Annotated in this window: 18 protein-coding genes; 14 read left to right on the top strand and 4 right to left on the bottom strand. The window is 67.4% G+C overall.

Going from position 1 to position 19,046, the window contains the following annotated elements:
• Window positions 1-77: 77 nt before the first annotated feature.
• Genes FRZ61_RS12610 through FRZ61_RS12600 form a run of 3 tightly spaced genes read right to left on the bottom strand, consistent with a single transcriptional unit; the run spans window position 78 to window position 3,299 of the window.
• Window positions 78-1,637 (bottom strand): DHA2 family efflux MFS transporter permease subunit, encoded by a 1,560-nt coding sequence (locus FRZ61_RS12610; RefSeq protein WP_151118056.1) that lies wholly within the window; start codon window positions 1,635-1,637, stop codon window positions 78-80.
• Entirely contained in the window at window positions 1,634-2,809 is a 1,176-nt protein-coding gene (locus FRZ61_RS12605; protein ID WP_151118055.1) for an HlyD family secretion protein, read from the bottom strand. Before FRZ61_RS12605 ends, FRZ61_RS12610 begins: the two co-directional genes overlap by 4 nt.
• Window positions 2,802-3,299: a MarR family winged helix-turn-helix transcriptional regulator gene (locus FRZ61_RS12600; RefSeq protein ID WP_151118054.1), complete on the bottom strand. Its 498-nt coding sequence runs from the start codon at window positions 3,297-3,299 to the stop codon at window positions 2,802-2,804. The genes FRZ61_RS12605 and FRZ61_RS12600 overlap by 8 nt, the downstream gene beginning before the upstream one ends.
• A gap of 302 nt (window positions 3,300-3,601) precedes the next feature.
• Here FRZ61_RS12600 and modA point away from each other — a divergent pair, with 302 nt between their 5' ends.
• From modA to modC, 3 genes are read left to right on the top strand one after another with little or no spacing between them, the layout of a single operon-like run.
• Window positions 3,602-4,354 carry a molybdate ABC transporter substrate-binding protein gene (gene modA, locus FRZ61_RS12595; RefSeq protein WP_225309231.1) on the top strand — a complete coding sequence of 251 codons (753 nt, stop codon included), beginning with the start codon at window positions 3,602-3,604 and terminating at the stop codon, window positions 4,352-4,354.
• A 6-nt stretch (window positions 4,355-4,360) separates the two neighbouring features.
• On the top strand, window positions 4,361-5,059 hold the full coding sequence (modB, locus tag FRZ61_RS12590; protein WP_151118052.1) for a molybdate ABC transporter permease subunit: 699 nt from the start codon (window positions 4,361-4,363) through the stop codon (window positions 5,057-5,059).
• Window positions 5,056-6,195, top strand: a complete 1,140-nt coding sequence (gene modC / locus FRZ61_RS12585; protein ID WP_151118051.1) for a molybdenum ABC transporter ATP-binding protein — start codon at window positions 5,056-5,058, stop codon at window positions 6,193-6,195. The genes modB and modC overlap by 4 nt, the downstream gene beginning before the upstream one ends.
• Before the next feature lie 14 nt (window positions 6,196-6,209).
• On the opposite strand, the gene FRZ61_RS12580 is transcribed toward modC, so the two are convergent.
• Window positions 6,210-6,578, bottom strand: a complete 369-nt coding sequence (locus tag FRZ61_RS12580) for a winged helix-turn-helix domain-containing protein (protein ID WP_225309230.1) — start codon at window positions 6,576-6,578, stop codon at window positions 6,210-6,212.
• Window positions 6,579-6,932: 354 nt separating this feature from the next.
• On the opposite strand from FRZ61_RS12580, the gene FRZ61_RS12575 reads away from it, so the two are divergent.
• The 11 genes from FRZ61_RS12575 (at window position 6,933) to FRZ61_RS12525 (ending at window position 19,031) form a co-directional block, all read left to right on the top strand.
• Window positions 6,933-8,621, top strand: coding sequence for an EAL domain-containing protein (locus FRZ61_RS12575; protein ID WP_191909430.1), 1,689 nt, complete (start codon window positions 6,933-6,935; stop codon window positions 8,619-8,621).
• Window positions 8,622-8,824: 203 nt separating this feature from the next.
• Complete coding sequence (locus tag FRZ61_RS12570) at window positions 8,825-11,407, top strand: ATP-binding protein (protein WP_151118049.1); 2,583 nt, start codon at window positions 8,825-8,827, stop codon at window positions 11,405-11,407.
• Window positions 11,408-11,592: 185 nt separating this feature from the next.
• On the top strand, window positions 11,593-12,600 hold the full coding sequence (locus FRZ61_RS12565) for a phosphotransferase enzyme family protein (protein WP_151118048.1): 1,008 nt from the start codon (window positions 11,593-11,595) through the stop codon (window positions 12,598-12,600).
• 54 nt (window positions 12,601-12,654) lie between these two features.
• Window positions 12,655-13,443, top strand: coding sequence for a 3-oxoacyl-ACP reductase FabG (gene fabG / locus FRZ61_RS12560; protein ID WP_151118047.1), 789 nt, complete (start codon window positions 12,655-12,657; stop codon window positions 13,441-13,443).
• A 236-nt stretch (window positions 13,444-13,679) separates the two neighbouring features.
• Window positions 13,680-14,972: a class-III pyridoxal-phosphate-dependent aminotransferase gene (locus FRZ61_RS12555; protein ID WP_151118046.1), complete on the top strand. Its 1,293-nt coding sequence runs from the start codon at window positions 13,680-13,682 to the stop codon at window positions 14,970-14,972.
• 8 nt (window positions 14,973-14,980) lie between these two features.
• On the top strand, window positions 14,981-16,582 hold the full coding sequence (locus tag FRZ61_RS12550; protein WP_225309229.1) for an aldehyde dehydrogenase family protein: 1,602 nt from the start codon (window positions 14,981-14,983) through the stop codon (window positions 16,580-16,582).
• A 3-nt stretch (window positions 16,583-16,585) separates the two neighbouring features.
• Window positions 16,586-17,191 (top strand): BMC domain-containing protein, encoded by a 606-nt coding sequence (locus tag FRZ61_RS12545; protein WP_151118045.1) that lies wholly within the window; start codon window positions 16,586-16,588, stop codon window positions 17,189-17,191.
• On the top strand, window positions 17,188-17,733 hold the full coding sequence (locus tag FRZ61_RS12540) for a hypothetical protein (RefSeq protein WP_151118044.1): 546 nt from the start codon (window positions 17,188-17,190) through the stop codon (window positions 17,731-17,733). The genes FRZ61_RS12545 and FRZ61_RS12540 overlap by 4 nt, the downstream gene beginning before the upstream one ends.
• A complete protein-coding gene (locus FRZ61_RS12535) occupies window positions 17,733-18,005 on the top strand; it encodes a EutN/CcmL family microcompartment protein (protein ID WP_151118043.1) in 273 nt (90 codons plus the stop codon). Before FRZ61_RS12540 ends, FRZ61_RS12535 begins: the two co-directional genes overlap by 1 nt.
• Before the next feature lie 39 nt (window positions 18,006-18,044).
• The gene (locus FRZ61_RS12530; protein ID WP_151118042.1) at window positions 18,045-18,323 is read left to right on the top strand and encodes a BMC domain-containing protein; all 279 of its coding nucleotides are present in this window, start codon (window positions 18,045-18,047) and stop codon (window positions 18,321-18,323) included.
• 78 nt (window positions 18,324-18,401) lie between these two features.
• Window positions 18,402-19,031, top strand: coding sequence for a microcompartment protein (locus FRZ61_RS12525; RefSeq protein WP_151118041.1), 630 nt, complete (start codon window positions 18,402-18,404; stop codon window positions 19,029-19,031).
• The last annotated feature ends 15 nt before the right edge of the window (window positions 19,032-19,046 follow it).

Here is a 19,046-nt window from a genome sequence, read left to right as displayed (position 1 = left end):
ATCTTCGACGAGCTGACGGGCACCGACGACACCATCGCGGGCGCCGAGGTGGTGGTGGCGTCCGACCTGATCGACGATCAGTCGGCCATTGCGGCGGCCGGGACCGAGGAGCCGGAGCGGCGCGGCTTGCGCAGCAGCAGCAAGAGCGGCGCGCCCAGCAACGTCACCCACATCATCAGCAAGAAATCGTCCACATAGGCGATCGCCGAGGCCTGCCGCGTCACTTCGCCGTTGAGCGCCGCCACGCCGGTCTGGGTGGCGGGCGACCAGAAGGCGGGCAGCCAGGGTTCCTGCATCATCATGCCGAAGGGCGTGACATGCTGGGCGATCTCGGCATGGTTGATCTGGGTGTTGCTCGACAGCAACGCCATCACGACCGAGATGCCGATCGAGCTGCCGACATTGCGCATCAGGCTGAAGAGCCCCGCCGCCTCGGTGCGGTAGCGCGGCGCCAGGGTGGAGAAGGTGATGGTGCTGAGCGGCACGAAGATGAAGCCCAGCCCCAATCCCTGGATGACGCCGCTCTCGATCAGGGCGAACCGCGAGACATCGGGCGTGAAGCCGGCCATCTGCCACAGCGAATAGGCCGCGAGCGCGAGGCCGAAGCCGATCAGGCCGCGCTGGTCGACATGGTTGAGCAGCCTGCCCACCACCATCATCGCGATCATGGTGCCGACGCCGCGCGGCGCCAGGATGAAGCCCGTGGTGATGACGGGATAGTCCATCAGGTTCTGCAGATAGGGCGGCAGCAGCGCCATGGTGGCGAGCAGGATGATGCCGACCAGGAAGATGAGAATCAGGCCGATCGAGAGATTGCGGTCCCGGAAGATCGCGGGCTCCAGGAACGGGTGCTCGTGGGTGAAGATATGGACCAGGAACATGGCGAAGCAGGTTCCGGATATGACGGCCTCGACGATGATCTCGGTGGAGCCGAACCAGTCGAGCAGCTCGCCGCGATCGAGCATCATCTGCAGGGCGCCGATGGCGATGCTGAGCATGGCGAAGCCGAAGACATCGAAGCGGCGCTGATGGTCGCGCTCGGTCTCGGGCAGGAACGCCATGATGCCCAGCATGGCCAGGATGCCGAAGGGCAGGTTGATGTAGAAGACCCAGCGCCAGTTATAGACCTCGGTCAGGTAGCCGCCGAGGGTCGGGCCCAGGATCGGCCCCACCATCACGCCCACGCCCCAGAGCGCCATGGCCTGCCCATGCTTCTCGCGCGGATAGGTGTCGAGCAGCACCGACTGCGACAGGGGCACCAGCGCCGCGCCGAACACGCCCTGAAGCAGGCGGAACAGCACCATCTCCTCGAGCGAGGTCGCGATGCCGCAGAGCATCGAGGTGACCGTGAAGCCGACCACGGCCCAGATGAAGAGCCGCTTGCGGCCGAGCTTCGCCGCCAGCACGCCGGTCGGCGGCGTCATGATCGCGGCGGCGACGATATAGGAAGTGAGGACCCAGGAGATCTGATCCTGGGTCGCCGACAGGCTGCCTTGCATATGCGGCAGCGCCACGTTGGCGATCGTGGTGTCGAGCGCCTGCATGATGGTCGCGAGCATCACGCAGACGGTGATGAACCCGACATGGCCGATCCGGCCGGCGGCCGCGCCGGCGGGACCGGCGGCGGCGCTGCTCATTGTCCGTCTCCAGGCGCCTCGTCGGTCCCGGCGCCGACCCAGGCGAGCGCGGTGCGGACCAGGCTCGGAAGCGGCCGGTGGTGCTGCGTGTCGATATCGACGATCACGCTCATGCCGGAGCGCAGGGACGGCATGTCGTTCGCGGGCTCGAGCGTGAGCCGGACCGGGATGCGCTGCACCACCTTCACCCAGTTGCCGGACGAGTTCTGCGGCGGAAGGATGCTGAACTCGGCGCCGGTCGCCGCACCGACGCTGTCGACGACCGCCGGGAACTCGACGCCCGGATAGGTGTCGACCGTGACCGTCGCCTTGTCGCCCGGCTTCACATAGGTGAGGTCGGTCTCCTTCATGTTGGCTTCGATCCAGAGGGAGTCGGACGCGACCAGGCTGAAGGCGGGGGCGCCGGCGCGCACATAATCGCCGGGGCGGAGCTGATCGACCATGCTGGCGATGCCGGCGATGGGCGCATAGACCGTGGCCCGGTCGAAATCGAGCTGGGCCTGGTTCACCTGCGCCTGGGCCGCGAGATATTGCGGATGATCCTCCGGCGCGATGTCGGGATTGCCGCCGAGCTCGGCCAGGATGCGCTGGATGTCCTGCTTGATGCTGCCAGCGGCGCTCACCGCCACCTGGTATTGCGTGCGCGACTGGTCGTAGTCGGATTCCGAGACGACATGCGTCTGGACCATCTTCTCGCGCCGCTTGTACTCGCGCTCGGCATAGTCGATCTGCGTCTGCTGGGCCTGCAGATCCTCCTGGCGCTGGCTGTAGGCGGCCTTGAGAGCGAGGATGTTGTTGCGCACGTTCTCGAGATTGGCCCTCGCCTGGGCGAGCGCGATCTTCAGCGGCTCCTTGTCGAGCTCGAACAGGGGCTGGCCGGCATCGACATGCTCGTTCTCGTGGACCAGCACGTCGGTCACGCGCGCGGAGATGTCGGCGCTGACCGACACCATGTGGGTGCGCACATAGGCGTTGTCCGTGCCGACGAAGCGGCCGCCGGTCGCATAGATGTAGCCCGCCGCCAGCAGCACCAGCAGCGGGATCGCCGGCAGCAGGACGCGCCGCAACAGGCGGCGGCGGGCGAGGCGGCGATGGTGAGCGGCTTCGCGTTGCGCGGCGACGATATCGTCGGCGCCGGTCTGGGAAACGCTGCTGTTGGATCCGTCAGGCATGATGCGTGGCCAGTCGTGATGGGGCGTGGCGGTTGGCTGGTTTCTCGCCGGCGACGTCGCGGCTGCTAAGATTGGCCCGGACCTTGATGAGCGCGTCGATGAGAACCTCGCGTTCGGCCTCCGAGAAGCCGGCGAGGGCGACCGCGCGGGTTTCCGTCGCCAGGGCCATCAGCTGATCGAGAACCGGACGGGCCTTCTCGGTGAGGAAGAGCTGGCGCGCCCGGCGATCGGTGGGATCCGGGCGGCGCTCGACCCAGCCCGCGGCTTCGAGCCGGTCGAGCAGCCGGACCAGCGTGATCGGCTCCAGCTCCAGTGTGTCGGCGACCGCGGCCTGCCGCAAGCCTTCGTTGCGCTTGAGATGGGCCAGCACGGACCATTGCGCGCGTGTCAGCCCGAGGCTGCGCGCGCGACGATCGAAGTCGCGGCGCAACAGCCGCGCGGCGTCGTAGAGCAGGAAGCCGAAGCTCCGCTCAGGGTTGTAGTCGCTCATCCGAGGTTCCTGACGAGATATATGATAAGCATGCTTATAATATATGGTGGCCAGGATTTCAAGAGAAATCCGTTTTCAACAGTTTTATCAATCGATTGGTCGGTTGACCGTCGCGCGCCGCCGATTGCCGGGTTGCCGTATTATGTAAATTATATGACCGGAATCTGATCGCCGACGGCAGGCAGTCCGTTATTCCCAAGCAGCTATAGCGTGCGATATGTTCGCCCGACTACAAGGAACCTGGAAGGGGAGCAAAGATGTCGTTGCGGAGAGAAAATCGGCGCGCAGGGATCGCTGCCTCGTTGTTTGCGGGCGTTGTGGCGCTGGGACTGCTGGTGGCGCCCGTCGCCACATGGGCGGCCGACACCGTGGTCTTCGCGGCGGCGAGCCTCAAGAACGCGCTGGATGCGGCGGCCAAGGACTACGAGGCCAAGACCGGCCACAAGATCGCGATCTCCTATGCCGGCAGCTCGGCCCTGGCGAAGCAGATCGAGCAGGGCGCGCCCGCGGACATCTTCATCTCGGCCGACCTCGACTGGATGGATTATCTGGCCGGCAAGAAACTCATCGCCGACGACACCCGCCGCAACCTGCTCGGCAACACGCTGGTGCTGGTGGCGCCGGCCGACAGCAGCGTCTCGATCAAGATCGCGCCGGGCTTCGATCTCGCCAAGGCGCTGGGCGACGGCAGGCTGGCCATGGCCGACCCGGCCTCGGTGCCGGCCGGCAAGTACGGCAAGGCGGCGCTCGAGAAGCTGGGCGTCTGGGACAGCGTGAAGGACAAGGTCGCCCAGGCCGAGAACGTCCGCGCCGCGCTGGCCTTCATCGCCCAGGGCGAGGCGCCGCTGGGCATCGTCTACCAGACCGACGCGACCGCCGAGCCCAAGGTGAAGGTGGTCGACACCTTTCCCGCCGACACCCACCCTCCGATCATCTATCCTGTCGCCTTGACCGCCTCCTCGACCAGCCCCGATGCCAAGGCGTTTCTCGATTATCTGGGCTCCGAGGAGGCCCGCAAGGCGTTCGAGGGACAGGGCTTCCAGGTCCTGCAATAGGCGAGGGTGACGTTCTCCTTCAGCCCTGAAGAGCTGACGGCCATCGGCCTCAGCCTGAAGGTGGCTCTCTGGGCCGTGTTCGCCAGCACGCCGATCGGCGTGCTGGTGGCTCTTCTGCTGGCCCGCTGCGAGTTCTGGGGCAAGTCGCTGGTCAACGGGCTGGTGCACTTGCCCCTGATCCTGCCGCCCGTCGTGACCGGCTATATCCTGCTGCTGCTGTTCGGCCGTCGCGGACCCCTGGGCGAGCTTCTCGAGCACACGATCGGCCTGGTGTTCGCCTTTCGCTGGACGGGGGCGGCGCTGGCCGCCGGCGTCATGGGATTTCCGTTTCTGGTGCGGGCCGTGCGGCTCTCGATCGAGGCCGTCGACCGGCGGCTGGAATCGGCGGCCGAGACCCTGGGCGCGGGGCCGGTCTGGGTGTTCCTGACGGTCACCCTGCCTTTGTCGGTCCCGGGCCTGCTCGCCGGCATGACGCTGATGTTCGGCAAGGCGCTCGGCGAATTCGGCGCCACCATCACCTTCGTCTCCAACATCCCCGGCGAGACTCAGACCCTGCCGACGGCCATCTATGTCTTCACCCAGGTTCCCGGCGGCGATGCCGCGGCACTGCGGCTGGTCCTGGTGTCGGTGGCGATTTCGCTGACGGTCCTGATCCTGTCCGAGCTCTTCGCGCGCCGTCTCGCCCATCGGGTCGTGGCGTCGTGACGCTCGAGGTCGATGTCGCGCTGGCGCGGCCTTCCTTCGATCTGGTGGCTTCCTTCCATACCGGTTCCGGCGTCACCGCCCTGTTCGGCCATTCGGGCTCGGGCAAGACCACCTTGATCAACATGGTGGCGGGCCTCGTCCGCCCGGACCGCGGACGGATCCTCGTCGATGGCCGCGCGCTGTTCGACAGCGAGGCCGGGATCGATCTGCCCAGCCACCGCCGCCGCGTCGGCTATGTCTTCCAGGAGAGCCGGCTGTTTCCCCATCTCACCGTCCGCCAGAACCTCCTCTATGGCTCCTGGTTCCGCGGCCGCGGCTTCCGCCTCGGATCGGTCGATCAGATCGTCGAGCTGCTGGGGATCGGCGATCTCCTGCCGCGTCGGCCTTCATCCCTGTCGGGCGGCGAGAAGCAGCGCGTGGCGATCGGCCGGGCCATCCTGTCGGATCCCGCGATCCTGCTCATGGACGAGCCCCTGGCGTCGCTCGACGATGCGCGCAAGGGCGAGATCCTGCCTTACCTCGAACGGCTGCGTGACGGGCTCGACTTGCCCATCCTCTATGTCAGCCATTCCCTGCCGGAGGTGATCCGGCTGGCAACGACCATGGTCGTCCTGGCTGAAGGCAAGGTCACGGCCGCCGGCTCCGTCGAGGCGGTGATGGAGCGCTCCGATCTGTTTCCGGCGACCGGTCACCCCGAGGGCGGCTCCGTCCTCGAGGCGCGTGTCGCGGCGCATGATGCCGAGTTCGGCCTGACCGAGCTCGAAACCGCCGGCGGGGTGCTGCGGGTGCCGCATCTCGACAGCGCGGTCGGGAGCCGGCTGCGGGTGCTGGTCCAGTCGCGCGACGTGATGATCGCGACCGAGCGGCCCGCCCATATCAGCGCCCTGAACATCCTCGCCGGGCGCATCGCCACGCTGCGGGACGACGGGCATTCCACCGGCGAAGCCACGATCCTGGTCGGCGGGAGCGGCTCGGGCGCCGGGACCATCCGGGCCCGCATCACCCGGCGCTCGATCCACCAGCTGGGGCTGGCGCCAGGGCGCGAGGTCTTTGCTGTCGTCAAGACCGTCGCCATCGACGACAGAAGCATCGGCCACTATCCGGGGCGACCCGGCCGCAAGCCCGAGGAGATCTGATCGCGGCCGAAGGGTCAGTGGCTGTTCCGGGCGGAGCGCTTGCGCAGCTTGGGACGCAGCTCGGTGAACTGCGTGTGGAAAGTACGCAGCGCGGCTTCTTCCAGCGCGCGATAGGCCCGGATCAGCTCGACCCCAAGATCGCTGAGCAGGGCGCCGCCGCCGGCCTTGCCGCCCTTGCTGGTCAGGACCGGCGGCTTGGTGAAGGTCGAGTTCATCTCGTCCACCAGCTCCCAGGCCCGCTTGTAGCTCATGCCCATGGCCCGGGCGGCGGCGGAGATCGAGCCTTCGTCGCGGACCCGCTCCAGCAGCGCGATCTTGCCGGGACCGATCATGAGGCCGGGGGCCAGGGTGAGCCGGATGGCGAGCTCATGGGCGGATTTCAATGACGCCGGCGGCTCCGAAACGGAAGATTTGGCAGCCGGCCGGCGACGTGTTGGTGGCGTGGTCAAGATGGTCCCCCTGTTGCGGCCGCTTCACCCCCGAGGGTTCCCGAAGCTGCCTCCCGGCGGAGATTAAGGGACAGCAGACCTTTGACAAAGCGGCGTTCTTTGGGCTCGGCGGGTCGCTGCCGGCACGCGCGGGCGAAAGGCCGGACGCCGCGATTGGCATCTGTTCTCACGCTAAAACCCCCGCTAAGGGGCGGGTTTTAATGGACTTTGCTCCACAACCTTCATGCTTCCTCAACCAATCCCAGCCAGCTTCTAATGGCCCTGATCCGTCTGGAGCCCGTGCGGCCTGTGACGTCGCAGACCATCCGCTACATGGCCTTCGCCTTTGCCGCTGCCGATCTCCTGATCGAGCTGGATGCGGAGGGCCGTGTCAGCTTTGCGATCGGTGCGGCGAACATCTTCTTCGACGAGGACGAAAAGACCCTCGAAGGCCGCCGCTGGCGCGATCTTGTCGCCGAGGAGGATGCGCCGCTGGTCGAGGCCCTGGTCGAGGCGCTCGATGTCGGCGGCCGCTACGGCCCGGTCATGGTCCGCCTGCGGGGCCGCCGTCCCGAGATCAACCGCCGCGTCCTGTTCAATGCCTGCCGCCTGCCGCAGCAGCCCGACCGCATCGCCTGCGCGCTCTCGCAGCTGACGGCCGGCGCGTTCTCGTCCGTGAAGGCGCCGGTGGCCAGCGGCCCGAACGGCCTGCTCAACAAGGACTCCCTGGGCGACCGGACGGCGGAGATCGTCGCCGCCTCGAAGGCGCTCGATCTGCGCCTCGCCCTGACCTTCCTCGAGCTGCCCGGGCTGACACGCCTCAAGGGGCGCCTCGACGACAATTCCGCGCGCAGCCTGATGCAGCGGATCGGTGCCGCCTTGCGCGCCGGGTCGCTCGACGGCCAGACCGCGGGCCAGTTCGCCGACGAGCAGTTCGGCTATCTGCACGAGGCGGACAAGCCGACCCAGGCTGTCGCCCATGCGATCCAGAAGCTGACGAAAGAAGCCGATCGCGACGGCCAGGGCATCGTGCCGATCAGCCGCACCATGGAAATGTCGGCGGGCGAGCTCAGCCCGGAAGGCATCGTGCGCGCGGTCAAATACAGCATCGACCGGATGGCGGAAGGCGGCACCGAGGCGGCGGTCGATGGCGGCCTGGCCGCGACCTTCGACGCGCTGGTCAATGCCACGATGGAGCGGATCGACGCCTTCGGGCGCATGGTCAAGCATGACGATTTCAAGATCGTCTATCAGCCGATCGTCACGCTGCGCGACAAGTCCCTGCATCATTTCGAGGTGCTGAGCCGGTTCGAGGCGGAAACCTCGCCCTACGAGGCCATCCGCTTCGCCGAGGAGACCGGGCTGGTCGAGGATTTCGACATCGCGGTGCTGATGAAGGTCTGCGGCATGCTGGAGGCGCGCGAGACCGACCCCCGGCTGACGGTCGCGGTCAACATCTCGGGCCGGTCCCTGGGGAGCGACCTCTTCGCCGGGCTGGTGCAGCGCGAGCTGACGCAGCATCCCAAGCTGGCGAAGCGGCTGGCGCTCGAGATCACGGAGAGCGCCGAGATCAAGGACCTGACCCGCCTCGACGCGATCGTGCAGCGGATCCGCCAGAAGGGCTTCGAGGTCTGCCTCGACGATTTCGGTGCCGGGGCGGCTTCCTTCCAGTATCTGCGGGCCCTCAAGGTCGATTGGGTGAAGATCGACGGCCTCTATGTCCGCCGGGTGCTCAAGGACCAGCGCGACAAGGCCATGATCGAAAGCCTGGTCGAACTCTGCCGCAAGCTGGGCGTTCGCACGGTCGCCGAGCAGATCGAGACCGTGGAGGAGGCGGCCGCTCTGCGCGCGATCGGCGTGGAGCTGGGGCAGGGCTGGCTGTTCGGCCGGCCGGCGGACCTGCCGGCCTACAAGCCGCCGCTGGAGCTGCCGACCGAATCGTCCGATCGGCCCAATCTCAGGGCGCGCCGCGCCGGCTATCGCGAAAGCTGGGGCTGACGGCGCGGGCGGTCGAGAATAGATTCCTGATCGATGAATCGAGGAATTCAAAGAAACTGCACCACCCTCGCGTGGTCGCAGGTTGACCGTCGTGGCGTTCGCGCCGAGCATGGCCTTGTGGCTCGATTCCGGCGCCGAGGGACAGGACCGCGCCGGCGGCCGTACGGGGCTTCGAACGATATGACGGTGTGCGAGGGCAACGCGTGACGGCTCCTCCCCGCGCCAGGGCCCTGCGCTGGATTCCGCTGGCTCTGACGGCGTTGCTGGGCATCGCCGCGTCGGCGACGGGCGCCTTCCTGTTCTATGACGGCGAGGGCGAACGGCTTCATCTGGCGCTCGATTACCGCGCGGAATGGCGCGCGAAGGACCTGGAGACCAAGCTCAGGGCGATCGGCACGCCCGTGGGCGGGTTTGCGACTTTTCTGGCCATGCAGCTCGCGGACGGCCTGAATCCGGACGGTGCGAGCTTCGCCCGATGGGCGCAGATCCGCAGCGACTACGCCGACAACAAGCCGCGCACCTATTACTGGTGGCCCTATCTTTCGACCCAGGACAGCGCCGCGAGCGCGAGCATCGCTTCGCATCCCGATCCGGGGTTTCAGACGCCGCTGCACTATGCCCCCGGCGGCGACAAGGGCGAGGCGTCCGAGCTGACGCTCGAAGCCGATGCCCAGGCGGCGACCCGCGAGGTGCTGATTCGCGCCTGGTTCAGCGGCGCCGTCCGCATGTCACGGCCCTATCGCACCTGGGGCTGGCCGGATTCGGATGCGACCGAGATCATGTTCGCGGCACCGATCTATCGCAGCGGCCGGATGCCCACCACCATCGCCGATCGCCAGGCCAGTCTCGCCGGCGTCGTGGCGGCGGGCTTCTCGCTGCACGATGTCCTGGAAGCCGCCATCAGGGACACGCCGCGCATCAGCGAGGCGATCTATATCTCCGAGGAACCCTGGCCCGCCGACGATACGCGGCAATATTTCGCCCGCTACGATCCCGACAAGAACGACTTCATCATGGAAATCGGCTCGCTTCGCCCGAGCGATCTGGCGGGCGTGGTGATCGCCAAGCGGGTCGAGGGGCAGGGCGTCAATTTCTACATGCTGTCCCAGTTCCTTCCGGCCGAGGTGGCGGCAGGCCGGTCGCCCGGACCCTGGCTTTTCCTCTTCAGCGGGCTGCTGCTGACCACGGCGGCAGTCGGCTATGTGCACCTTTCCTTGATGCGCCGCGAAGCCCTGACGACGGCGGTGAGCATCAGCGATGCCCGGCTGCGCCAGACCCATCGGGAGCTCGAGGCCGTCATCCGCTCCTCGCCGGCGGCGATCGTCTGCGTCGACAATGCCCGGGTCGTCACCGTCTGGAACATGGCGGCGGAACGGCTGTTCGGATTGTCGGCGCTGGAGGCGGTGGGCCGCCGCTACCAGCCGCCCGCGTCCGGCAACGGGGTGCAGCCGCCGGAGCTGGGCCGCGCCATCGCCGAAGGCCTGATGATCGACGGCACGGCCAGCCTGGTGACCGCCGACGGGCGCAAGCGCGACGTGTCGGTGCGTTCGGCGATCCTCACCGGCGACGAAAGCGAGATGCTGGGCGCCGTCTATGTCGCGAGCGACGTCACCGACATGGTGATGCTCGAGGAGCAGCTGCGCCAGGCGCAGAAGATGGAGGCCATCGGGCAGCTGACCGGCGGCGTGGCCCACGACTTCAACAACCTGCTGGCGGTGGTGATCGGCAATCTCGACCTGATCGGAACCGCCTTCAACCCCGACAGCCGGAACGCGAAGCTTCTCGACGGCGCGTTGCGCGCGGCGCTGCGCGGTGCCGACCTGACGCGGGCCTTGCTGGCCTTCGCCCGCCGTCAGCCGCTCCAGCCGGCGCCCGTGAACATCAACCAGCTGATCGAGGGCGTCTGCACGCTGCTCGAGCATTCGCTGGGCGAGACCGTCGCGGTGGTCCGGGAGCTGCAGGCCGATCTCTGGCCGGTCAGCATCGACGCGGTCCAGCTCGAGAGCGCGCTCACCAACCTGGCCATCAATGCGCGCGACGCCATGCCGTCGGGCGGGCGGCTCCTGATCCAGACCCGCAATACGCATCTCGATTCCGACTACGCCTTGCACGAGCCCGGCTTGGTGGCGGGCGATTACGTCGTGATCGAGGTGACGGACAACGGGCATGGCATGCCGCCCGAGGTCCTGGCCCATGCGGCGGAGCCTTTCTTCACGACCAAGGGGGAGGGGAAGGGCACCGGCCTGGGGCTGGCGATGGTCTATGGCTTCGTCAAGCAGTCCGCCGGGCATATGAAGATCTACAGCGAGCTCGGCCGCGGCACGACCGTCCGGCTCTATCTTCCGCGCCTCGGCGGACGGATACGCGATGCCGGCGTCGCGACCCTTCTGCCCTCCACCGCCGCGGCGCCGAAGACCGTGCTCGTGGTGGAGGACAATGCCGATCTGCGCCGTCTCGTGGTCGGCCAGATCCAGGGGCTGGGCTACAAGGTCATCGAAGCGGTCGATGGCGACCAGGCCCTCGAGATCGCCAGCGGGCCCGGCACGATCGACCTGGTCTTCTCCGATGTCGTGATGAGCGGCGGGCTCTCCGGCTTCGATCTGGTGCGCGAGCTGCGCCAGCGCCGCCCGAAGCTGAAGCTGCTGCTGACCTCGGGATTCCCGGGCGCCATGAGCGTGCCGGAACGCGAGATCGAGCCGGGCTTCATCGTGCCGATCCTGACCAAGCCCTATCGCCGCGACGAGCTCGCCCGGCAGCTGCGGGAGATCCTCGAAGAGGCGGATTGATTGACTTTCTCCTCTCCCGCGAAGCGGGAGAGGGGACCATATCCCCATCCGCCTTTATCTCCCCCCGCTGCAACCCGCTTGTCAAATTGCCGCCATCTGCGGTCAAGTTGCCCTGGCATCGCCTCTCTATGAGTGCGAGTGAAGGTTCCGCCGGAGGGCGGGAGCCCGGAGGCCAGGGGATCGGCATGGCGACGACGGAAGCGCTGCCTGCGGCGGAATTGCTGGCGCGGATCGGCCGGATGGCGGACCGGTCCCTCCCGCTCTGGGGCCTGTCGCCGGCCGCGCGGGCGACCCTGATCAATCACTCCGAGAACGTGACCTACCGGGTCGACGACCCCGCGACCGGCAGCCGCTCGATCCTGCGCGTTCACCGTGTCGGCTATCACAGCCAGGAGGCGATCCGCTCCGAGCTGCAATGGATGGAGGCCCTGCGCCGCGAGGCCGGTGTGGAGACGCCGGAGGTGATCGCGGCCCGGGACGGATCCGCCATCCAGACGCTGCGCAGCCCGGAGCTGGAGCATCCGCGCCACGCGGTCATGTTCACCTTCCTGGAAGGCAAGGAGCCGGCCGAGGACGAGCTCCTGGGGCCGTTCGAGCGGCTGGGCGAGGTGTCGGCCCGGATGCATCGCCATGCCGCCGGCTGGACCCTGCCGCCGGGCTTCACCCGCCATGTGTGGGATTTCGAGACCGCCTTCGGCCCCAACCCGACCTGGGGCCGCTGGCAGGACAGTTTCGGGGTGGACAAGCCGGTGCTGGAGATCCTGGGCCGGCTGGAACGGACCCTCGGCCGGCGCCTCGAGCGCTACGGTAAATCGCGCGAGCGCTTCGGGCTTTGCCACGCCGATATCCGTCTTGCCAACCTCCTGGTCGATGGCACCCGCACCAAGGTCATCGATTTCGACGATTGCGGCATCAGCTGGTACCTCTACGACCTCGGCACGGCGCTGAGCTTCATCGAGCACCGCCCCGACGTGCCCGATCTGGTCCAGTCCTGGCTCAGGGGCTACGGCAAGGTGACGCGGCTCTCCCGCGAGGTGGAGGCCGAGATCCCGACCTTCATCATGTTTCGCCGCCTGCTGCTGGTGGCCTGGATCGGCTCGCACGCCGAGACCGAGCTCGCCAAGAGCCTGGGCGCACCCTATACGCAAGGAAGCTGCCAGCTGGCGGAGACCTATCTCGGCAAGTTCGGCTGACAGCGGAATCGACAGCGGGGCCAAACCCGCGGGGCTCAAAGGGAGGAACCCGACATGTTGACTTCGATCGCAGGCCGTTCGGTCATCGTCACCGGTGCCAGCAAGGGCATCGGCAAGGGCATCGCGCGTGTTTTCGCATCCAAGGGCGCCAAGGTTCTCGTGGTGTCGCGTCATCAGGCCGAGGCCGAGAAGACGGTCGAGGAGATCAAGAAGGCCGGCGGCAGCGCCTCGGCCTTCGCCGCCGACGTGAGCCAGCTCGCCGACATGGAGAAGATGGCCGAGGCCGCGATCTCGCGGCAGGGCGGCATCGATATCCTCTGCGCCAACGCCGGCATCTTCCCGGCGGCGAAGATCAAGGACATGACGCCGGAGGATTTCGACAATGTCATCGCCATCAACCTCAAGGGCACCTTCCTCTCGATCAAGGCCTGCCTGCCGGCGATGAAGAAGAAGGGGAAGGGGCGCATCGTCATCACCTCCTCGATCACCGGCCCCATCACCGGTTATCCCGGCTGGACCCATTACGGGGCCTCCAAGGCGGGCCAGCTCGGCTTCATGCGCACGGCCGCGATCGAGCTCGCCCCCGCCAACATCACGGTCAATGCGGTGATGCCCGGCAATATCAAGACCGAAGGGCTGGACGGTCTGGGGCCCGACTATCTGAAGAAGATGTCGGCCTCGGTACCGCAGGGCCGGCTGGGGACGGTCGAGGACATCGCCTATGCGGCGCTCTTCTTCGCCTCCGACGAGGCCGGCTACATCACCGGCCAGACCATGGTCATCGATGGCGGCCAGATCCTGCCGGAATCCCTGATGGCACTGGAGGAAATGCTCGCCTCCTGAGAAATCGGGAGAAGGCGCCGGCACGGGCTCCGCGCCCCTGGCGCGGGGCCTTTTGCCTGCCCGCCAGGCGCCGTCCAGAACGTTCGACAACAATCTAACGAAATCGCGCGACGCTCAACGCCTGTCAAAACTCGACGGGCTCGCTGTCAAGCCAGGCGCCGGTCGTCGCGTGCATCCTGCCCGCTATCGTCAGCGGCGGTGCGTCCTCATCGCCGCCTCCTCGGGGAGCGAGCGCGATGCACGACTACGGCTTCTTCTCTTACGAGTCCAAGGACGAGTTCATCGAGAAGTCGAAGGCCTTCTGGAATCCGGGGAAGACCCAGTCCTGGCAGGATTTCGGCGTCGACCTCGTGATCGACCGCCGCGAGGAATATTTCCTCTGGGACATGAGCGGCAAGCGGCTGATCGACGTCCATCTCAACGGCGGCACCTACAGCCTCGGCCACCGCAATCCCGAGCTCATCGCCACGATCGAGCTGGCGATGAAGCATTTCGACATGGGCAACCATCACTTCCCGAGCCTGGCGCGCACGGCGCTGGCGGAGGCACTGCTCAAGACCTGCGCGCCCAACATGCGCTATGTCATCTATGGCAGCGGCGGCGGCGAAGCGATCGACATCGCCATCAAGTCGGCGCGCCATGCCAAGCAGCGCCGCAAGATCGTGTCGGTCATCAAGGCCTATCATGGCCATACCGGCCTCGCCGTCTGCGCCGGCGACCAGCGCTTCTCCGAGCTCTTCCTCTCCGACCGGCCCGACGAGTTCATCCAGGTGCCGTTCAACGACCTGAACGCGATGGAGGACGCGCTGCGCAAGCGCGACGTGGCGGCCGTGATCATGGAGACGATTCCGGCCACCTACGGCTTTCCGATGCCGAAGGAGGGCTATCTCACCGGCGTCAAGCGGCTCTGCGAGAAATACGACGCGCTCTATATCGCCGACGAGGTGCAGACCGGCCTGATGCGCACCGGCGAGATGTGGGGCTGCTACAAATACGGCGTCGAGCCCGACATCCTGGTCACCGGCAAGGGCATCTGCGGCGGCATGTATCCGATCGGCTGCGTCGTGGTGTCCGAGGAATGCGGCGCCTGGCTGCACAAGGACGGCTTCGGCCATATGTCGACCATGGGCGGAGCCGAGCTCGGCTGCATCGTGGCGCTGAAGGTGCTCGAGATCTGCGAGCGCCCCGAAGTCCGCTCGATGGTCCATTACATCGCGAACCTGATCGGCCGCCGGCTCGAGCAGATCAAGGCGATCTATGGCGACTTCTTTGTCGGCATCCGCCAGAACGGCGTGGTGATGGGGCTCGAGTTCGACCATCCCAAGGGCGCCATGTATGTGATGAAGGCGCTCTACCGGAACGGCGTCTGGGCGATCTTCTCGACGCTCGACCCGCGCGTGCTGCAGTTCAAGCCGGGCCTCCTCTTGACCCGCAACCTGACCGAGGAACTGGCGGACCGTGTCGAGGTTTCGATTGCCCAGGCCCGTGCCGAGGTGCTCGGCCTCAAGGGCAAGCGGGCGGCGGCGTGAGCGTTCCCATGGCCAGGATGCAGGGAAGGGCGGACGCGATCTCGCCCGCGACGATCCAGACGGTGATCAAGGCCGCCAGCGCCTCGGACAGCCTGAAGGAGGAGTCCCAGCTCGCCCGCGCCCGGATGATGCTGGAGCGCGCCCGCTGGGCCGCCGCCGCCTTCGCGCGCCTGGACCGAGAGGCCTCGCTGCGGATCGCCAAGGCCGCTGCGGATGCGGGCTTCGCCAAGGCGCAGCTCTATGCCGACTGGGCCGTCAAGGAGACGGGCTTCGGTGTCGCGGAACACAAGAAGATCAAGAACGAACTCTGCAGCCGCGGCATCTTCGAGCATTACCGCAACGAGCAGCTGGCCGGCCTGAAGATCGACGCGGACCGCAAGATCGTCGAGCTGGCGCGGCCCGCGGGCGTCGTGTTCGCGCTGACACCCTCGACCAACCCGGTCTCGACGGTGTTTTTCAAGATCATGATCGCGCTCCTGGGGCGCAACGCGATCATCATCAGCCCGCATCCCATGGCCAAGGCCTGCTGCGTCGATGCGGCGCGCTGCATGGCGGATGCTGCGGCCGCGGCCGGCGCTCCCGACGGCACCGTGCAGGTGATCGAGGAACCCAGCATCCCGCTCATCAGCGCCCTGATGTCCGACCCCCGCACCGACGTGATCCTGGCGACCGGCGGCACGCCCATGGTCCGGGCCGCCTATTCTTCGGGCAACCCCGCGATCGGGGTGGGTCCGAGCAATGTCCCGGTGCTGGTCGATGCCACGGCCGATCTGGCCAAGGCCGCCAAGCGCATCGTCGCCAGCAAGTCCTTCGACAATTCGGTCCTCTGCACCAACGAATCGGTGCTGATCGCCGAGGCCACCATCGCCGACAAGCTGCTCCGGCATATGCAGGGCGAGGGTGCCTATCTCTGTTCCGAGGAGGAGACCGAACGGCTGCGCGCCTATCTCTTTCCGGGCGACAAGTTCAGTCTCAAGGCCCTGGGCCGCGACGCCACGACCATTGCCGCCGAAGCCGGCATCCGGGCCCCGGGCAAGACGCGGATCCTGCTGGCGCCCTTCGATCTGCCGGTGCCCGAGGAGCCCTTCGCGCGCGAGAAGCTCTGCCCCGTGCTGGGCTTCTTGAAGGTGCCGAACGCGCAGCGCGGGATCGAGGCGGCGCGGGCGCTGCTCCGCTATAGCGGCGGCGGCCATTCGGCCGCGATCCACAGCAAGGACCCGCGCACCATCCTGGCCTTCACCGCCGCGGTCAATGTGCTGCGGGTGGCGGTCAATGTCCCCTGCAGCCAGGGAGCGGCCGGCTTCGACACCAACTTGGCGCCCACCATGACCATCGGCACCGGCTTCTTCGGCCGCAGCTCGATCGGCGAGAATGTCGGGCCGCAGCATCTCGTGAACTGGACCCGCATCGCCTACAACAAGGAGGCGAGCGAGGCCTTCGGCGATTATTCGGGGCTCGAGCCCTGGGACGTGCAGGCGCCGGACGGAACCGAAGGGCTGGAGCTGCCGATGGCGCGCACCGGCCGGGGCGACGACGAGCTCGGCGAGATGCGCGACGAGATCCGCAAGGTGATCATCGAAGAGCTACGCAGCCTCTTCATGGGTTCCTGATCCATGGCCGAGCTGCGTTCCTTCATCTTCATCGACCAGCTGCAGCCGCGCACCATGTGCTATCTCGGCACCTGGATCCGGGGCAGCCTGCCGCGCACCAACATGGCGGCGCAGATCATCGAGGTGGCGCCCGGCCTCGATATCGAGGCCATCACCGACGTGGCGCTGAAACATGCCGAGGTGCAGGGCGGCATCCTCGTGGTGGAGCGCCAGTTCGGCTATCTCGAAATCCATTCGCGCTCGACCGCCGCGGTCCGGGCGGCGGGCCAGGCGGTGCTCGAGTTCCTGGAGACGACGGCCGACAAGGCCACGAAGCCGCAGATCCTGGCCTCGCAGATCATCACCCGCATCGACCATCTTCATGCCTTCCTGATCAACCGCAACAAGCTGGGCTCGATGATCCTGCCGGGCGAATCCCTGTTCGTGCTGGAGATGCAGCCGGCGGCCTACGCCATCCTCGCCACCAACGAGGCCGAGAAGGCGGCGGACATCAAGGTGGTCGATTACCGGATGATGGGTGCCACAGGCCGCGTCTATCTCAGCGGCACCGAGGCCAATGTGCGCCAGGCGGCGGGTGCCGCCCAGGAAGCTCTGGAGGCCCTGCAATGAGCGACCGGAGAGCCGCCCTGGATCGCGAGGCGATGCGCCGGATGGTGCGCGAGGTGCTGCGCGACGCCCTGCCCGAGGCGATCAAGGCGGGTGGGGCGTTGCGCGCCGCGGCCGAAAAGGTCGCGGCCCGCCCGGCGTCGCCGGCGCCTGCGGAGACAGCCGGGAAGAAACCCGCGGCCAGCGCCCGGAGCGCGGCCGAGCGGCAGGTGCCGCGCGAAGAGGTATCGATCCAGAACGACTGGGACTTGGCGGCCTTCGTGCACCGGCTCCAGCAGCTTCTGGCGAATCCCGTGACCGCCGAGGCGATCCGGACAGGCCGCCACCAGTTCACGCTGAAGCGCGCGCCGGCGGCGTCGAACGCAGCGCCGGCGCGGCCGGCGGCCGCGGCCGAGAAGATCCTCAAGGGCGTGGTCAAGGAGAGCACGGTGACCGCCGCGGCCAAGGCCGGCACGCGGCTGGTCATCGAGCGGGGCGTGGTGGTCACGCCGCTGGCGCGCGACAAGGCGCGGCAGCTGGGTGTGCAGATCGAGAGGGACGTCTGATGTTGCGCGCGACCGTCAAAGGCAATGTCTGGTCAACCAAGCGCCTCAAGGAGATTCCCAGCGGCGCGATGCTCGAGGTCGAGCTCGATGACGGGAAGAGCACCCGGCTGGTCGCCTTCGACGTGTTGGGCTGCGGGATCGGCGAGCGCGTGCTGATCTCGACCGGCTCCGTGGCGGCCGCCTGGTTCCCGGGCAAGGCGCCGCCGCTCGACGCGCTCATCATCGGCTCGATCGACGAGCCGACCAGGAACGGCAAGAACGCCGGCAAATAGACAGATCGATTTTTCGCAACACCGAGCAAGGAGAGAACGATGTCGAACGCAATCGGGATGATCGAGACGAAGGGTTACGTGGCGGCGCTGGCCGCGGCGGACGCCATGGTCAAGGCCGCCAACGTGGTCATCGTCGGCCGCGAGCAGGTCGGCGATGGGCTGGTGGCGGTCGTCATCAATGGCGATGTCGGCGCCGTCAAGGCCGCGACCGAGGCCGGTTCCGAGGCGGCCAACACGATCGGCGAGCTGGTCTCGGTCCATGTCATCCCGCGCCCGCATCCGGACCTGGTGAAGCACTTCACCTCGGTGCCGAAGTAGGCCCGTTCCGCTGGCGATCGAGCTTTCGGCCGGGTAGGGCCGGGGCATGATGGAACTCGCGGGGATGAGCTGCTCGCCATGACGGAACTGCGCGTCTATCTGCTGGTGGAGAATCTCCAGCCGCAGTTCGCCGCCTCCATGAGCACGCCCACGCGGGCGCGCGGCTATCCGCCGATCCAGGGCCATCACTCCCTCATCATCGAGGTGGCGCCGGGCCTGGCGATCGAGCGGGTGATCGACCTGGCCCTCAAGTCGGTGCCCGAGGTCGAGCCCGGAATCCTGTTCGTCGAGCGGCAGTTCGGGGTGCTGGAGCTGCATTGCGAGGACCTCGAGGCGCTGAAGCGGGCGGGCCAGGCGATCCTGGAGGGCATCGGCTCGAAATACAGCGACCAGCTGCGGCCGCGGGTGTTGTTCACCGACGTGATCGAGGACATCACCGACCAGCATGCGGTCATCATCAACCGCAACCGCGAGGCCTCGATGGTGATGCCGGGCGAGACGCTGCTGGTCTGCGAGATGGTGCCGGCCCTGTTCGCGGCGGTGGCGGCCAACGAGGCGGAGAAGGTGGCGCCCGGGAACACGCTGGTGAACGTCCAGATGATCGGTGCCGCCGGCCGCCTCTATATCAGCGGCAAGACCGCCGAGGTGGCTCGCGCCCGCGACCGGATCGCCGAGGTGCTGGAGGCGATCGAGGGGCGCCACCACTGACGCCGCCTCGCGACG

This window comes from Hypericibacter adhaerens, from assembly GCF_008728835.1.
Taxonomy (GTDB): Bacteria; Pseudomonadota; Alphaproteobacteria; order Dongiales; family Dongiaceae; genus Hypericibacter; species Hypericibacter adhaerens.
The sequence above is the reverse complement of the archived record's forward strand: the minus strand, read 5'-3'. Positions and strand labels throughout refer to the sequence as shown.

Bases quoted from the DNA above. Each gene is read 5' to 3' on its own strand.
- FRZ61_RS12610 (WP_151118056.1), bottom strand. From the start codon at position 1,637: ATGAGCAGCGCCGCCGCCGGTCCCGCCGGCGCGGCCGCCGGCCGGATC.
- FRZ61_RS12605 (WP_151118055.1), bottom strand. From the start codon at position 2,809: ATGCCTGACGGATCCAACAGCAGCGTTTCCCAGACCGGCGCCGACGAT.
- FRZ61_RS12600 (WP_151118054.1), bottom strand. From the start codon at position 3,299: ATGAGCGACTACAACCCTGAGCGGAGCTTCGGCTTCCTGCTCTACGAC.
- FRZ61_RS12565 (WP_151118048.1), top strand. From the start codon at position 11,593: ATGGCGACGACGGAAGCGCTGCCTGCGGCGGAATTGCTGGCGCGGATC.
- fabG (WP_151118047.1), top strand. From the start codon at position 12,655: ATGTTGACTTCGATCGCAGGCCGTTCGGTCATCGTCACCGGTGCCAGC.
- FRZ61_RS12555 (WP_151118046.1), top strand. From the start codon at position 13,680: ATGCACGACTACGGCTTCTTCTCTTACGAGTCCAAGGACGAGTTCATC.
- FRZ61_RS12550 (WP_225309229.1), top strand. From the start codon at position 14,981: ATGGCCAGGATGCAGGGAAGGGCGGACGCGATCTCGCCCGCGACGATC.
- FRZ61_RS12545 (WP_151118045.1), top strand. From the start codon at position 16,586: ATGGCCGAGCTGCGTTCCTTCATCTTCATCGACCAGCTGCAGCCGCGC.
- FRZ61_RS12540 (WP_151118044.1), top strand. From the start codon at position 17,188: ATGAGCGACCGGAGAGCCGCCCTGGATCGCGAGGCGATGCGCCGGATG.
- FRZ61_RS12535 (WP_151118043.1), top strand. From the start codon at position 17,733: ATGTTGCGCGCGACCGTCAAAGGCAATGTCTGGTCAACCAAGCGCCTC.
- FRZ61_RS12530 (WP_151118042.1), top strand. From the start codon at position 18,045: ATGTCGAACGCAATCGGGATGATCGAGACGAAGGGTTACGTGGCGGCG.
- FRZ61_RS12525 (WP_151118041.1), top strand. From the start codon at position 18,402: ATGACGGAACTGCGCGTCTATCTGCTGGTGGAGAATCTCCAGCCGCAG.